This is a genomic window from Actinomyces weissii, from assembly GCF_016598775.1.
Classification (GTDB): domain Bacteria; phylum Actinomycetota; class Actinomycetes; order Actinomycetales; family Actinomycetaceae; genus Actinomyces; species Actinomyces weissii.
Map to the genome: position 1 here is coordinate 1113892 of NZ_CP066802.1, position 13938 is coordinate 1127829.

Annotated in this window: 10 protein-coding genes, 3 tRNA genes, 1 other RNA gene and 1 pseudogene; 9 read left to right on the forward strand and 6 right to left on the reverse strand. The window is 72.7% G+C overall.

From position 1 onward, the window contains the following. Window positions 1-24: 24 nt before the first annotated feature. Window positions 25-138 (forward strand): annotated as a pseudogene (locus tag JG540_RS04605) (DUF3052 family protein); the annotation flags it as partial. Between the two features lie 32 nt (window positions 139-170). Beyond that, window positions 171-246 (forward strand) — tRNA-Val (locus JG540_RS04610). A 63-nt stretch (window positions 247-309) separates the two neighbouring features. Here the strand turns inward: JG540_RS04610 and JG540_RS04615 are convergent. Then, on the reverse strand, window positions 310-1269 hold the full coding sequence (locus JG540_RS04615) for a DUF5996 family protein (protein WP_200277627.1): 960 nt from the start codon (window positions 1267-1269) through the stop codon (window positions 310-312). Between the two features lie 224 nt (window positions 1270-1493). On the opposite strand from JG540_RS04615, the gene JG540_RS04620 reads away from it, so the two are divergent. The 4 genes from JG540_RS04620 (at window position 1494) to JG540_RS04635 (ending at window position 3426) form a co-directional block, all read left to right on the forward strand. Then, window positions 1494-1584, forward strand: a tRNA-Ile gene (locus JG540_RS04620). Window positions 1585-1607: 23 nt separating this feature from the next. After that, window positions 1608-1689: transfer RNA gene (locus JG540_RS04625), tRNA-Leu, on the forward strand. A gap of 78 nt (window positions 1690-1767) precedes the next feature. Next, window positions 1768-2643, forward strand: a complete 876-nt coding sequence (locus tag JG540_RS04630; protein WP_200277633.1) for a Nif3-like dinuclear metal center hexameric protein — start codon at window positions 1768-1770, stop codon at window positions 2641-2643. Window positions 2644-2685: 42 nt separating this feature from the next. Beyond that, window positions 2686-3426: a zinc ribbon domain-containing protein gene (locus JG540_RS04635; protein ID WP_200277635.1), complete on the forward strand. Its 741-nt coding sequence runs from the start codon at window positions 2686-2688 to the stop codon at window positions 3424-3426. A 155-nt stretch (window positions 3427-3581) separates the two neighbouring features. On the opposite strand, the gene JG540_RS04640 is transcribed toward JG540_RS04635, so the two are convergent. Next, a complete protein-coding gene (locus tag JG540_RS04640) occupies window positions 3582-4376 on the reverse strand; it encodes a YaaA family protein (RefSeq protein WP_234042912.1) in 795 nt (264 codons plus the stop codon). A 94-nt stretch (window positions 4377-4470) separates the two neighbouring features. Here JG540_RS04640 and rnpB point away from each other — a divergent pair. After that, an RNA gene (gene rnpB / locus JG540_RS04645) (RNase P RNA component class A) lies at window positions 4471-4850 on the forward strand. A 116-nt stretch (window positions 4851-4966) separates the two neighbouring features. On the opposite strand, the gene JG540_RS10580 is transcribed toward rnpB, so the two are convergent. The 4 genes from JG540_RS10580 to panB form a co-directional block, all read right to left on the reverse strand. Next, the gene (locus JG540_RS10580) at window positions 4967-6262 is read right to left on the reverse strand and encodes a hypothetical protein (protein WP_200277639.1); all 1296 of its coding nucleotides are present in this window, start codon (window positions 6260-6262) and stop codon (window positions 4967-4969) included. 155 nt (window positions 6263-6417) lie between these two features. After that, on the reverse strand, window positions 6418-7308 hold the full coding sequence (gene map, locus JG540_RS04655) for a type I methionyl aminopeptidase (RefSeq protein ID WP_200277640.1): 891 nt from the start codon (window positions 7306-7308) through the stop codon (window positions 6418-6420). 18 nt (window positions 7309-7326) lie between these two features. Then, window positions 7327-7812: a hypothetical protein gene (locus JG540_RS04660; protein WP_200277641.1), complete on the reverse strand. Its 486-nt coding sequence runs from the start codon at window positions 7810-7812 to the stop codon at window positions 7327-7329. A 25-nt stretch (window positions 7813-7837) separates the two neighbouring features. Next, window positions 7838-8746, reverse strand: a complete 909-nt coding sequence (gene panB, locus JG540_RS04665) for a 3-methyl-2-oxobutanoate hydroxymethyltransferase (protein WP_200277642.1) — start codon at window positions 8744-8746, stop codon at window positions 7838-7840. Between the two features lie 205 nt (window positions 8747-8951). Here panB and glnA point away from each other — a divergent pair, with 205 nt between their 5' ends. Next, window positions 8952-10274 carry a type I glutamate--ammonia ligase gene (glnA, locus tag JG540_RS04670; protein WP_200277643.1) on the forward strand — a complete coding sequence of 441 codons (1323 nt, stop codon included), beginning with the start codon at window positions 8952-8954 and terminating at the stop codon, window positions 10272-10274. Window positions 10275-10283: 9 nt separating this feature from the next. Beyond that, a complete protein-coding gene (locus JG540_RS04675; RefSeq protein WP_200277644.1) occupies window positions 10284-13889 on the forward strand; it encodes a bifunctional [glutamine synthetase] adenylyltransferase/[glutamine synthetase]-adenylyl-L-tyrosine phosphorylase in 3606 nt (1201 codons plus the stop codon). Window positions 13890-13938 lie beyond the last annotated feature (49 nt).

The following is a 13938-nucleotide window of genomic DNA, read 5'->3' on the forward strand; positions in this document are numbered from 1 at the left end:
TACACGCCGGGACGGCCAAGGTAGGTGCCTGCCTCCGACGTCGAGGAGGCCGTGAGCACCGCTGGCATGCACGCCACCTCGGCCGCCTCGGTGGGAGAGCGCTGGAGCGGTATCCGGGTCACCAGCCGGGGGCGCTAGTATCTGTGCCGGTGGCCGTGCGCCGCCCTCGGGGACCTGTAGCTCAGCTGGTAGAGCAACGCGTTTACACCGCGTAGGTCGTCGGTTCGAGCCCGGCCGGGTCCACCAGACGCAGGGGCCGCAGCCTGTCGTGGCTGCGGCCCCTGCCCTGCGTGAGGTCCTCGCGTCGGCTCAGAACCCAGGAGCCTCCCCTGCCTGGTAGCTGGCCAGGCGCTCGTGGGGAGTGGACTCCAGGGCCTTACGGTCCCAGCCGCCCAGGTCGGCGGCGGCCGCGTAGGTGCTCTGCAGGAACTGGCGTACCTTCTCCTCCGGGTTCTCCGCCTGCCGTACCGCCTCGTAGGGCAGTAGGAACTGCTGGTACTCCTCGCTGTAGAAGGCCTCAGCCGGCTCGATCCGAGCCGCTGAGAACCCCTCAGGCACAGGGTAGGTGTAGGAGTAGAACGCGCCCTCCTCGCCGCCACCGGCCCAGAAGCCGCAGCTGGAGAGCTGGTGGGAGTAGCCCTCGACCATCACCCAGTCGCCGCAGTTGGGCGCGCCCCCGGGGTGGCGCGGGGCCAGCCTGCCCGAGAAGCGGGTGCAGGCCAGGTCCATCGAGCCCCAGAAGAAGTGCACCGGGCTGACCTTGCCCATGAACTCCGAGCGGAACTCCTCGATGGCGAGGTGGGCCTTGGTCAGCTGCCGCCAGAACAGGTTGGCGGCCTGCTTGTCGTAGGAGTGGTGTGTGGTGTCCTGGGGGAAGGGGATCGCCGGGTCGACCTCGTTAGGCGTGTCGTTGATCTCCATGGGTACACCAATGGACTCCAGGGCGCTGCGAGTGCGGTTGTAGAAGTCCGCGACGCTCATCGCCTCTAGGGGGAAGGAGGCGCGCATGCCGTTGGAGCGGCAGAACCGGATCTGGTGGTCGTGGAAGTCCAGCTCTATGTCGAAGATGCCGCCTTCGAAGGGGATGGCCGAGGTGCACAGGCCCCGGGGGCTGACGTAGGTGGTCACCTGCCACCAGTGGTTTACCAGGGGGGCGTAGCTCATGCGGATCTTGCCGATGATCTGGAGCCACATGTGGAGCGTGTCACGGGTGTCGGTCCAGTCGTCCACCCGGAGCGCGGGCCACTGGCTGCTGGTGCTTGGCGTCATGGAGTCTCCTTGCTGAGGTGAGGTCTGCTAGTTGGCCAGGGCTGGCACTAGGTCGGCAGGGAAGCCGCGTCAGACAGGACTTGCCCCTCCGTCTCGCGGCACCATCCTAGTGCGTCCACAGCCTGGGGGAGCCGGAGAGCAGGAGCTGGGGCTGCGGTGTGCGCACAGCCGCGAGGAACTGTACTCTGTGTGCGCTGCTGCCCCGCCCCGCCGCGTGGCAGCCTGCCCCCGTAGCTCAGCGGTTAGAGCAGCGAGCTTATACCTCGTGAGTGCCTGATAAGCACATGGTCCTGGGTTCGAATCCCAGCGGGGGTACCGCGCCCGGATAGCCGGGCACAGCCCCTGTGGTGGAACTGGTAGACACCGCGGCCTTAAAAGCCGCTGCCGCAAGGCGTACGGGTTCGAGCCCCGTCGGGGGCACCGGTCAGGCACAGCAACCAGCGCGGTCCACCCGCCCCAGCGCATCCCCGGCCCGGGCCCTGCCGCTAGCCTGGGGCCATGACCAGCACCGCGCCCGCCAGTCCCCGCCCCGCCCCCAGCACCCCGCTGACAGTCGGCCAGGTGGAGGAGCTGCTGCGCCAGGTCGCCCCCAACGACCTGGCCGAGTCCTGGGACTCCAACCGGCTCATCTGCGGCGACCCCGCAGAACCCGTCAGCTCCGTGCTGCTGGCCGTGGACCCGGTGGCGGCCGTCGTCGACGAGGCCCTGGAACGCGGCGTGCAGATGCTCATCACCCACCACCCCCTCTACCTGCGCGGTACCGACCAGGTCAGCGCGGCAGACCCCAAGGGGCGCCTGGTCCACCGCCTCATCCGGGCCGGAGTGGCCCTGGCCAACGCCCACACCAGCCTCGACTCCGCCCACGGTGGCGTGGCGGACGCCCTGGCACGGGCGGTGGGCCTGACCGGCGCCCGCGTGCTCAGCCCCTCCACGGCGGATCCCCAGCAGGGCATCGGCCGGGTAGCCGACCTGGAGGAGCCCACCACCCTGCGCGAGCTCGCCCAGAAGGCGGCCGCGGCCCTACCCGACTCCGCCCCCGGGCTGCTGGTCGGAGGCGACCTGGACGCTCAGGTCACCCGCGTCGCCGTCTCCGGCGGCTCCGGGGACTCCCTGCTGGGCCTGGCCCGCCAGGCCGGGGCCGACGTCTTCCTCACCGCCGACCTGCGCCACCACCCGGCCAGCGAGCACCTGGAGGCGGGCCGCCCCTTCCTGCTGTGCGGCACCCACTGGGCCACCGAGTGGGTGGGGCTGCCGCCCCTGGCCCGCCGTCTTGAGGAGCTGGCCAGCAAGCAGGGGCATAGGCTTAGCGTGACCGTCTCCCAGGCCGTCACCGACCCCTGGGCGGTCCGCCTGCCGACCGGCCCCCGCGGCTGAGGCAGAACGCACACGCAAACGCAGCACCACAGGAGAGACACCGTGACGAGCGCCCCCATAGCCCAGCAGCGCCGCCTCATCGAGCTCCAGGAGCTCGACTCCAGCCTGGCCCGCCTGGCCCACGAGCGCTCCCACCTGCCCGTACTGGAGTCCATCGCCAGGACCGTGGCCTCCCTGAAGGCCAACCGCCGCGACGCCGTAGTCTCCCAGGGGGCGCTCGCGGACGCCAAGCACGAGCTCACCCGCCTGGAGGACGAGCTGACCCAGGTCACCAGGCGCGCCAGCACCCTGCGGGAGCGCCTGCACTCCGGGGCGGCGGGCGCGCGGGACCTGCCTGCCCTGCAGAGCGAGATCGACCAGCTCGGACGCCGCCAGGCAGACCTGGAGGAACGCCAGCTGACGGCCTTGGAGGCGGTGGAGCAGATCCAGGCCGCGCTCGCAGAGCTGGACGCCGCCGAGCAGCGCATCCGTGAGCAGGGCCGGGGCTTCACCGCCGTGCGGGACAAGGAGATGGCGCGGATCGACGCCGAGCGCGCCGACCTGGAGCAGCGGCGCGCGGACCTGGCCGCAGACCTGGACGGTGGGCTGCTCGCCGAGTACGAGCGGGTGCGGTCCCGCACCGGCGGGCTGGGGGCCGTGGCCCTCTACGGCAAGCGCCTGGAGGCGGCCCTGGAGATCAGCCCCCAGGAGCTGGCCCGCATCCTGGCGGCGCCTGCGGACCAGCTGCTGCACGCTGAGGAGAACGACGTCATCATCGTGCGCATGGAGGACCCCCAGGCCTGAGCCCCGCTGGGCCCAGCCGTGCAGCTGCGCCCGGTCCCTCAATCACCTGGGCCCGGCCGCCTGGACGGCCCCAGCGGTCGGGTAAGCAGCTAAGCAGCAGCCAGCCGGGTCAGCTCCAGCCAAGGCAGCCTGTTAGGCCAGCGGCACTCAGCCCGCTAAGCCAGCACCAGGGTCAGGTCCTGCCGACCCTGCCGGTCCGGCCGCCCCAGCTCCACCCCGCTTACAGCCTCCAGGCCCGTCGCCACCTGGGCTACCGCCTGGGGGCTGTCCAGGGCGCCCTCGCCCCGCTCCAGGGCCGTCAGCAGCGCCCCCGCCAGCAGGCCGCGGCTGTGCTTGGCGTGGTGCGAGACCACCTTGCGCCTCCCGTCCTGCTCCGTGACCACCCGCACCCGCAGCAGCTCGCAGACCCCTTGGGAGGGCTGCCAGGCGGCGGCATAGTCGGCTGAGCGGCAGTCCACCACCACCTGGTCAGCACAGTGCCGGTCCAGCAGCCCGGCCAGCTGCGGGCGCCAGAAGCCCGCCAGGCGGCCCAGCCGCGGCAGCCGGACCCCCATGGCGGCCCGGTGGTCCGGCACCAGGTCACCCGACCGCAGCACCCCCCACAGCCCGGAGAGCACCAGCACCTCGCGGTTGGCGACCTGCGCCGTGAGGGCGGAGGCAAAGTGCTGCGCCAAGCCAGCGGCCTCAAAGAGAACCCCCGTGTACAGCCGGTAGGCGGGGGCGCAGGGGGCAGTGGGCAGCACCGTGTTCAAGGCGGCGTCCGCCGCGGACCGGGGGCCCAGTCCCAGTACCTGGGCAGCCTGGTCGGTGGCGCTCACCTGCGCCAGCTCGGCCATAACCGTCTGCCTGGCGGCAGTCAGCTCCGCGGCGAAGGCCAGGGCGGACAGGTCCAGGACAGGCCCCTCCTGGGGCGTCGTCTTGCCCTCTGAGGGCGGCAGGAGTATCGGCACGTCAGCAATCATAGGGAGGACGACGGCGCCTCAGCCCCCAGCGCGCCCTGGAGCCCGCTGCGGTGGAGCGGGCCGGTATACTCGCGGGCGCGGACGAGCCGACCGGGCGGCCGCGGTACCTCCGGCCAGGCCGGGGGGCTGAGGAACGTCCGGGCTCCACAGAGCAGGGCGGTGGCTAACGGCCACCCGGGGTGACCCGCGGGACAGTGCCACAGAGAACAGACCGCCGTCGGCCTGCCGATGGTAAGGGTGAAACGGTGGGGTAAGAGCCCACCAGCGCTGCAGGTGACTGCGGCGGCTAGGTAAACCCCGCCCGGAGCAAGACCGCACAGCAGACGTCCGAGGGCTGCTCGCCCGAGCCTGCGGGTAGGTCGCGTGAGGCCACCGGCAACGGTGGTCCAAGATGGATGGTCGCCGCCGCCAGGTCGTGAGGCCCGGCGGTAACAGAACCCGGCGTACAGGTCGGCTCGTCCGCCCACCAGCACACCACTGACGCACCAGCGTCAGCCTGCGCACCCAGCCGTAGCTACAAGGTAAGGGCCCCACCAGGATCGTCCCGGTGGGGCCCTTGCGCCGTTTACAGGCCTAGCTCACTTGGCCTGGACGTAGACCTCGTCGGGGTTGTGGAAGCCCTTGACGGCGAACACGCCCTTGTTGACCTCGGAGGTCGGGATCACGAAAGTGAAGTAGCCAGTCGCGGTACCGCCGTCACGAGGCATGTCGACGCTGTCGAACTCGTCCTTGGCGAACACGAACTCCTTCTCGTAGCTGGAGCCGTTATCTGCCACGTAGTCGACACGGACGTCGAAGTAGCGCATCTGCCCCTTGCCGTGGTAGGTGACCGTCACAGGCAGCCGGATGTAGACCTTGTCCGCACCGGGGTCCTTGTAGGAGAACTTCGCGGCTTCCTTGAGCTCGTCGTTGGCGTTCCACTTCACCGCCCCGAAGGTCACGTCAATGGAGGCGTCGGGGTCATTGGCGAACTTGTCAGCCTTGAAGGTCAGGCTGTTGGACGCCGGGTCGATCGGGTTGCTGCGGGTGGTCCCTGCCTCACCCTCAGCCTTCTTCGAGGAGGGGGCAGAAGGAGCAGCAGCGCCACCAGTCGGCTGCGGCTTAGGCTTCGTCGTGTCCGCGGAGCCGTCCGAGCCGGTGGGCTCAGGCTTGGGGTCCTCGGTGGTAGCCGAGGTGGCGGCGGCTGCGGGCTCAGAGGTCTCCTTGTCGTCGCCGCTCAGGGACAGCGCCAAGGCGATCACCGCGATGAGGGCCACTACGACGGCGACGATGATCGCCCAGAACCACCACTGCTTGGTGACCGGGGTGCTGCTCGCCGGGGCGGCGCCGGCCACGTCCACCGGCTGCCAGCCAGCAGGCTGGGACGGGGAGGAGTGGTAAGGGGTCGGTGCCTGGGCGTAGTCCAGGTTAGCGGCGTAGGGGCTGGCGGAGGGGGCAGAGCCGACCGAGGACGCCATGGCAGGCATGGGGGTGGTGGAACCAGGGGCCGGGGCGGAACCCACTGAGGGGGCGGAGGCGCCGAAGGCGGGGGCCGAGCCGACCACGGGCTCCGGGGAGCCGAAGGCGGGGGCCGCACCCGTCGTCGGGTCCGGGGCGCCGAAGGCGGGGGCCGCACCCGTCGTCGGGTCCGGGGCGCCGAAGCCAGGGGCGGAGCCGATAGAGGGAGAAGACGGGTTCACCACGGGGGAGCCCGTGGAGACGACCTGGGTAGGCGCCAGGCCGGTGCCGTCGCCCTCTGGGATGGAGTCGTCGACCCAGAGCTGCCAGCCCTCAGGGGCTGGCCCCCAGGCGGGGTCTGGCTGCCATCCAGCCGGTGGCACGAACCCCTCCGGCGGGGCGGGCCAGTTAGGTGGCGGGTTAAAGCGCAGGGCCATGAAGAACCTCCGTCTAGGGTGGGGTGTCTAAGTTTGTACCGGTAACCCCAATCTACACGCCAGGGTGCTGGCCGGGCTGGCCCCGGGAACGGCTGGTACAGGGGAGGAGTCCCCTGTTGCCGGCTCGTGCGCGGGTCTGCGGGGTACCTGTGGGGTCAGGGCAGGGTGAGTATATCGGCGCCGTCCTCAGTGACCACCAGGGTGTGCTCGAACTGCGCGGTGCGGGCACGGTCCCGGGTGACCACCGTCCAGCCGTCCTCCCACTGCTCCCACTCCTCAGTGCCCAGGGTCAGCATCGGCTCGATGGTGAAGACCATCCCCACCTCCATGAGCTCGGCGTGCAGCGGGGCGGCGTCGTAGTGGGGGATGATGAGCCCGGAGTGGAAGGCCTCACCCACCCCGTGGCCCGTGTAGTCCCGCACCACCCCGTAGCTGAAGCGCTTGGCGTACCGCTCGATCACCCGGCCGATCACGTTGACCTCCCGGCCCGGGCGCACCGCCTTGATGCCCCGCTCCATAGCCTCACGGGTGCGCTCGATCAGCAGCTCCGTCTGCGGGTCCACCTGCCCGACGGCGTAGGTGGCGTTGGTATCACCGTGCACGCCGTCCAGGTAGGCGGTGACGTCCAGGTTGACCAGGTCGCCCTCCTGCAGGACCGTGGAGTCCGGGATGCCGTGGCAGATGACCTCGTTGACCGAGGTGCAGATCGACTTGGGGAAGCCCATGTACCCCAGGCAGGAGGGGTAGGCGCCGTGGTCGCACAGGTACTCGTGCGCGATCTGGTCCAGCCTGTCCGTGGTCACCCCGGGCACGATCGCCTGGGCGGCCTGCTCCAGGGCCCGGGCCGCCAAGCGCCCGGCAGCCCGGATGCGCTCCACGGTCTCCGGGTCCTTGACGTCTGAGGCGGTCACGCGCTCAGGGCCGTCGTGGAACAGGTACTCCGGGCGGGCGATGCTGCTGGGCACATGGCGCTCCGGGCTCAGCCGGCCCTTGGTCAGGGTGCCTCGGGGAGCGCGGTCTGCCAGCGCGGTGGTGGGGATGCTCATGGTGCCAGCATAGGAGCGTCAGGCGGTCTCGCCGCCACCGGCTGCGGGGCGTGCGGGACCAGGCTCCGGGGGCTGCTCCTGCGCCTGGTCGAGCATGGCCGCCAGCACCTCGTCCTGCAGGGAGTTCACGAGCCCTACCAGCTCCTTTAGCCGGGCTCGCCGTTGCCTGCTGCCACCCGCCGAGACCAGCTCCAGGGCGGAGCCCAGGCGGGAGACCGACAGGCGCCAGCGCGCCACCGGGGCCTGGGGCGGGAACAGGTCCCCACGCTGCTCCAGCAGCAGCTCCAGGGCAGCCAGACGCTGCGCCAGGACGGCCGGGGAGCGGGAGGCGCCGGGGCGCGGCAGCCGGGGGCCCAGGCGTCGGGCCCGTTCCGGCAGGCCCAGCCGCTCCACCACGGCCAGCAGCCGGGTGACGTTCTCCGGGTCGCGCAGTGCATCCACCACCAGGCCAGCCACTAGGGCACCCAGCCCGCTGCGCAGGCTCACCAGCCTCTTGCCTGCCATGCTCACCTCCTGCGACCGTGCCGTCTCAGGCCTCGAACCAGTGCTCGGCGGTGGGGAAGGCCCCGGTGCGCACCGCCTGGGCGTAGTCGGTGGCCGCCTGCGTCAGCGCCGCCCCGACCTGTCCGAACTGCTTGGCGAAACGCGGCTTCCAGCCGGTCATGCCCGCCATGTCCGTCCACACGAGCACCTGGCCGTCACAGCGGGCCCCGGCGCCGATACCGATCGTGGCCACCGGGCACTCCTGTGTCACCCGGGCCGCCACCGGCTCGGGCACCATCTCCAGCACCACCGCCACCGCCCCGGCCTCAGCCAGCGCCAGGGCGTCCCGCAGCAGCGTCTCGGCAGCCTGCTCACCCCGGCCCTGGACCCTAAAGCCGCCGAGCATGTTCACGGACTGGGGGGTGAAGCCCAGGTGGCCCACCACCGGGACGCCCGCCTGGGTCAGGGCCCGCACCGACTTGGCGCGGGGACGCCCGCCCTCCAGCTTGACGGCGTTCGCCCCCGCCTTCATCAGGCGGGCCGCACTGGCCAGCGCCTGCTTGGGTCCCGCCTCATAGGAGCCGAAAGGCAGGTCCGCCACCACCATCGCGTACTGGCGGCCCCGGGCCACCGAGCGGGTGCACACCACCATCTCGTCAAGCTCCACCGGCAGGGTGGAGTCCAGGCCGAGCATCACGTTGCCCACCGAGTCGCCCACCAGCAGCATGTCGCAGCCTGCCTCGTCCAGGAGGCGGGAGGTGACGGCGTCGTAGGCGGTGAGCATCACCAGCTTCTCGCCCCGCTCCTTGGCCTGGGCTATGTGCTGCACCCGGAAGGGCTTGCGGGGGGACTGGCTGGCAGCGCCTGCCGCAGGGGCGGTCGGGCCCCCCTTCCCGCGGGTCGCGGCGGCGTCGCCCGGCAGGGGACTGGCGTGGTTGCTTACGCGCTCACTCATGCCCACAGCCTACCCAGCCCCGCCGTCGCCCGGCCCGCAGCCACCCAGGCAGCCGGTCGATGGCCAGGTCGACGGCGGCCCGCCCCGCCGTCGCCCGACGACGGTGCGGGCGCTTCAACCCAGGCCTCAGGCAGGGCACAATGGCCCGGGCTGGGGCACAGCCTGGCGACGTCGCCCCCTCGGCGGGGCAGGAGGGAGCACCGCGGTGGACAAGCAGCAGGAGTTCGTACTGCGCACGATCGAGGAGCGCGACATCCGCTTCGTGCGCCTGTGGTTCACCGACGTGCTGGGCCAGCTCAAGTCGGTGGCCGTGGCCCCCGCCGAGATCGAGGGCGCCTTCGAGGAGGGGATCGGCTTTGACGGCTCCGCCGTGGAGGGCCTGACCCGCGTCTACGAGTCCGACATGCTCCTGGCCCCCGACCCGGCCAGCTTCCAGATGCTGCCCTGGCGTGAAGGCGTGGCCCGCATGTTCTGCGACATCCTCACCCCCGACGGCCTGCCCGCCCGCACCGACCCGCGCGCCGTCCTGGAGCGGCAGCTGGCCCGCGTGGCCGATGCCGGCTTCACCTGCTACGTGCACCCGGAGATCGAGTTCTACCTGGTGGACCACCGGCCTGACGGCTCGGTGCACCCCACCGACCACGCCGGGTACTTCGACCACGTGCCCGGCGGCACCGCCCACGACTTCCGTCGCCGCGCGATCCTCATGCTGGAGCAGATGGGCGTCTCCGTGGAGTTCTCCCACCACGAGGGCGGCCCCGGCCAGAACGAGATCGACCTGCGCTTCGCCGACGCCCTGTCCATGGCGGACAACATCATGACCTTCCGGGCCGTGGTCCAGGAGGTCGCCCTGCAGGAGGGCAGCCACGCCACCTTCATGCCCAAGCCCTTCGTGGGGCACCCCGGCTCCGGCATGCACACCCACTTCTCCCTGTTCGAGGGGGAGCGCAACGCCTTCTTCGACCCGGCCGGGCAGTACCAGCTCTCCGCCACCGGCCGCTCCTTCATTGCCGGGCTGCTGCGCCACGCCGCCGAGATCACCGCCGTCACCAACCAGCACGTCAACTCCTACAAGCGCCTGTGGGGCGGGGACGAGGCCCCCAGCTACGTCTGCTGGGGGCGCAACAACCGCTCGGCCCTGGTGCGCGTGCCCATGCACAAGCCTGGCAAGGCCCAGTCCGTGCGCGTGGAGTACCGGGGCATAGACTCCTCCGCCAACCCCTACCTGGCCTACGCCGTCGTGCTGGCAGCCGGGATGAAAGGCATTGAGGAGGGCTACGAGCTGCCCCCGGAGGCTGAGGACGACGTCTGGTCCCTCACCGAGGTGGAGCGCTCCGCCCTGGGCATCACCGAGCTACCCAGCTCCTTGAAGAGCGCCATCCGGGCCATGAAGGACTCCGAGCTGGTGGCTGAGACCCTGGGGGAGGGGGCCTTCGAGTTCTTCCGCTCCAACAAGCAGCGCGAGTACGAGGCCTACGACGCCCAGGTCACCGACTTCGAGCTCCAGCAGTTCTTCCCGCGCCTGTGAGCCCCGGCCATGGCCGCCCCTGAGAGCACCGAGCCGCCGCGCCTGGGCCGGGTCAGCCCCCGCGCGCGGCTGCTGCGCGCAGGCTTCGTGGACACCGGCCGGGCCCTGCGGCTGCTCGCCGACCCGCTGCTCAACCAGCTCCTGGGCCTGACCGGCTGGCGCCAGCCCATCCGCCCCCAACAGCTCGACGGCCTGCCCGCCCCGGCCCAGGAGCAGGAGCCGGAGCCGCCCGCCGCGCTCCTGGCCCTGGCCCAGGACCTGGGGGAGACCGCCGACCCTGACCTGGCCCTGCTCTGCCTGACCCGCCTGGCCCAGGCCAGCCTTGACGCCTCACCCGCCCAGCCCTCCCCGCCGGGCCAGCAGGCGGCCCCGGCAGCCGCCACCCGGCTCCAGGAGCTGCTCAGCGCCCCCGCTGGGCAGCCGCCTCACGCGCAGGCACAGGCCCACCGGGCGCGGCTCTTCGCGGTACTGGGCGCCTCCCAGGCCCTGGGGGACTTCCTGGTGGCCCATCCCGAGCACCTGGAGGAGCTCGCCCCCGCCCGTGCCTGGGACGCCCCCGGCCAGCCGCCCGCCACCCAGGTCCTCACGGAGGCGGTGCAGGCGGCGCTGGCAGACGGTGGGCCGGAGCCCGGGACCCGGCGGCGCGCCGCCGTCAACGCCCTACGGCGGGCCTACTACCAGCGGCTGCTCGTCCTGGCCGCTGACGATCTGCTCAGCCCCGACCCCCAGGCGCACGTCAGCGTGGCCTGGCGGCGCCTGACGGACCTGGCCGACGCCGCCCTCCAGGCCGCCCTGCTGCTGGCCCAGCAGGTGCACGGCCAGCACTGCCCAGACGTGTCCCTGGCAGTCATCGCGCTGGGCAAGTGCGGCGCTCGCGAGCTCAACTACGTCTCCGACGTCGACGTCGTGCACGTGGTCGGACCGGCCCCGGGCAGGCCCCCCGTGCCCGAGGAGCAGCTGGTCGCCCAGGGCACGGTCCTGGCCGCCGAGCTGGCCCGTGTGGTGGCCGGGCCTGCGGACGAGCCCGCCCTGTGGCCCCTGGACACCGCCCTGCGCCCCGAGGGCAAGGACGGGGCCCTGGTGCGCACCGTCTCCTCCCACCTGAACTACTACGAGCGCTGGGCCGCCTCCTGGGAGTTCCAGGCCCTGCTCAAGGCCCGCACCTGCGCCGGGGACCGTGAGCTCGGCGCCGCCTACGAGCAGGCCATCGCACCCCTGGTGTGGAACGCCGCCGGGCGGGAGCACTTCGTGCAGGACGCCCGGGACATGCGCCGCCGGGTGGAGCACGACTCGCAGCGCCCCGGCGAGGACCTGCGCCTCAAACTCGGCCCAGGAGGGCTGCGGGACGTGGAGTTCACCGTCCAGCTGCTGCAGCTGGTCCACGGGCGCAGCGACGAGAGCCTGCGCGGGCGCGGCACCCTGGAGGCCCTGGAGGCCCTTACCGCTGGCGGCTACGTGGGGCGGGAGGACGCCGCCGCGCTCGCGGCAGGCTACCGGGAGCTGCGGCTGCTGGAGCACCGCAGCCAGCTGTTCCGCCTGCGCCGCACCCACACGCTGCCCACCCGGGACCGCGACCTGCGGCGCCTGGCCCGGGGGCTGGGGCGCGGCCAGAGTGACCCGGAGGAGGTCAAGCGGGCCTTTACCGCGGTCCGCCGTCGGGTGCGGGCCCTGCACGAGGAGATCTACTACCGTCCGCTGCTGGGGGCGGTGGCGGACCTGTCCACGGAGGAGATGCGGCTGAGCCCCCAGGCGGCCCGGGAGCGCCTGGCGGCCAGCGGCTACCTGGACCCGGACGGCGCCCTGCGCCACCTGCAGGCCCTGACGGAGGGGGTCTCCCGGGCGGCCGCGATCCAGCGCCAGCTGCTGCCGGTGATGATCGGCTGGATCGGGGACGGGCCCGACCCGGACCTGGGGCTGCTGTCCTTCCGGCTGCTCTCCGAGACGGCTGGGCGCACCCACTGGTACCTGGGCATGCTGCGTGACTCCCCGGTGGCCGCCCGCCGTCTGGCCCGGGTCCTGTCCGGCTCCCGCTGGACCACCGAGCTGCTGCGTGAGATGCCGGAGACCATCGCCTGGCTGGACGATGACGCCGAGCTACGGCCCCGCCCGCCGGGGGCTGTGGCCGACGAGGTCAGGCGGGTGCTCAGCCGCCGTCCCCTGCGCGCCCTGGCGGGGGAGCGGCTGGAGCAGGCCGCGGCGGAGGCCGTCCAGGCGGTGATGGGGGTGCGCCACCGCGAGCTGGTGCGGGCGGCCCTGGCGGACGCCATCAACGGCGTGGACGTGGCCCGCACGGGCCGGGTCCTGAGCGACGCCGTGGACGCGGTGCTGGGGGCCGCCCTGGAGGTGGCCACCGTGCTGGCCGTGCGTGAGCGCCTGGAGACCGCCGGGAGCGGCGGCCCGGTGGGGGACGAGCCGCCGGGGGAGGCGGACGGTCATGCTGGCGGACCTGGCGTGACCGGGCTGGAGCCCCTGGCGGAGCACGTGGTGGTGGCCCTGGGGCGCCTGGGCGGGGCGGAGACCAGCTACGTCTCCGACGCCGACGTGCTGTTCGCCCACCGGCCCAGGGCGGGGGCGGACCCAGCTGCCGCCGCCCGGGAGGCGGAGTCGGTGGCCCGCCACACCATCCGCCTGCTCGCGCAGGCCCAGCCGCACCCGCTGGTGGTGGACCCGGACCTGCGCCCCGAGGGCAGGCAGGGGGTCCTGTCCCGCTCCTTGGACTCCTACCGGGAGTACTACGCCCAGTGGGCCGCGGTGTGGGAGCGCCAGGCCCTGGTGCGGGCACGGCTGGCCGCCGGGGACCCGGGCCTGGGTCGGGAGCTCATGGAGCTGATCGACTCGGTGCGCTGGCGCCCGCAGGGGCTCAGCCGGGCCGAGCTGCGGGAGATCCGCCGTCTGAAGGCCCGCATGGAGACTGAGCGCCTGCCCCAGGGGGTGCGCCCAGCCCACCACCTCAAGCTGGGGCCCGGGGGGCTGAGTGACGTGGAGTGGACCGTGCAGGTGCTCCAGCTGGCCCACGCGGGCCAGGTCCCGCAGCTGCGCAGCCCCTCCACCCTGCGGGCCTTGGAGGCCGCCACCGAATGCGGCCTGCTCACCGCCCAGGAGGCGGAGCGCCTGGAGACCTCCTGGACGCTGGCAGGCCAGATCCGTTCCGCCCTGGTGCTGGGAACCGGCCGCACCACCGGTGGCCGCCTGGACGTGTTCCCCGCCAACCTGCGCGAGGCCCGGATGGTGGCCGCCCTGCTGGGGGCGCCTGACCCGCAGGCCTGTGAGGACCGCTACCTGCGGGCGGCCCGGCGGGCCCGGGCCGTGGTGGAGAAGGTGCTGCGCAACGGCGACGCCGGGCGCCCGGCAGGCCCAGGAGCGCAGGAGGAGCCCCAGGGGGGTTCTGGGGAGCCGTGCCCCGGCAGCCAGCCCACCGCGCCCGCCAGCTCCACCGGGTCCGCCAGCTCCGTCGGGACAACCAGGTCCACCGGCACCCCTGCGCCGTCGCCAGGACGGGACGGGGCGGACCGGCGGCCTGGGACTGGTGCAGCGGCGGCGGGACCACAGTGGACGGCCTCGCCTCCCGGCAGACGGCGGCCCGGGCTCGGCACCGGCCCCTACCCCTGGAGCTGAGGGCCCGGCCGCCCCTTCCCACTCGGCCGGGGCCCGCCTCACCACAGCA

What these genes read in the sequence shown, in the direction of transcription:
- JG540_RS04615 (WP_200277627.1), bottom strand. Translation starts at nt 1,269, where the DNA reads ATGACGCCAAGCACCAGCAGCCAGTGGCCCGCGCTCCGGGTGGACGAC.
- JG540_RS10580 (WP_200277639.1), bottom strand. Translation starts at nt 6,262, where the DNA reads ATGGCCCTGCGCTTTAACCCGCCACCTAACTGGCCCGCCCCGCCGGAG.
- map (WP_200277640.1), bottom strand. Translation starts at nt 7,308, where the DNA reads ATGAGCATCCCCACCACCGCGCTGGCAGACCGCGCTCCCCGAGGCACC.
- panB (WP_200277642.1), bottom strand. Translation starts at nt 8,746, where the DNA reads ATGAGTGAGCGCGTAAGCAACCACGCCAGTCCCCTGCCGGGCGACGCC.
- JG540_RS04660 (WP_200277641.1), bottom strand. Translation starts at nt 7,812, where the DNA reads ATGGCAGGCAAGAGGCTGGTGAGCCTGCGCAGCGGGCTGGGTGCCCTA.
- JG540_RS04675 (WP_200277644.1), top strand. Translation starts at nt 10,284, where the DNA reads ATGGCCGCCCCTGAGAGCACCGAGCCGCCGCGCCTGGGCCGGGTCAGC.
- JG540_RS04630 (WP_200277633.1), top strand. Translation starts at nt 1,768, where the DNA reads ATGACCAGCACCGCGCCCGCCAGTCCCCGCCCCGCCCCCAGCACCCCG.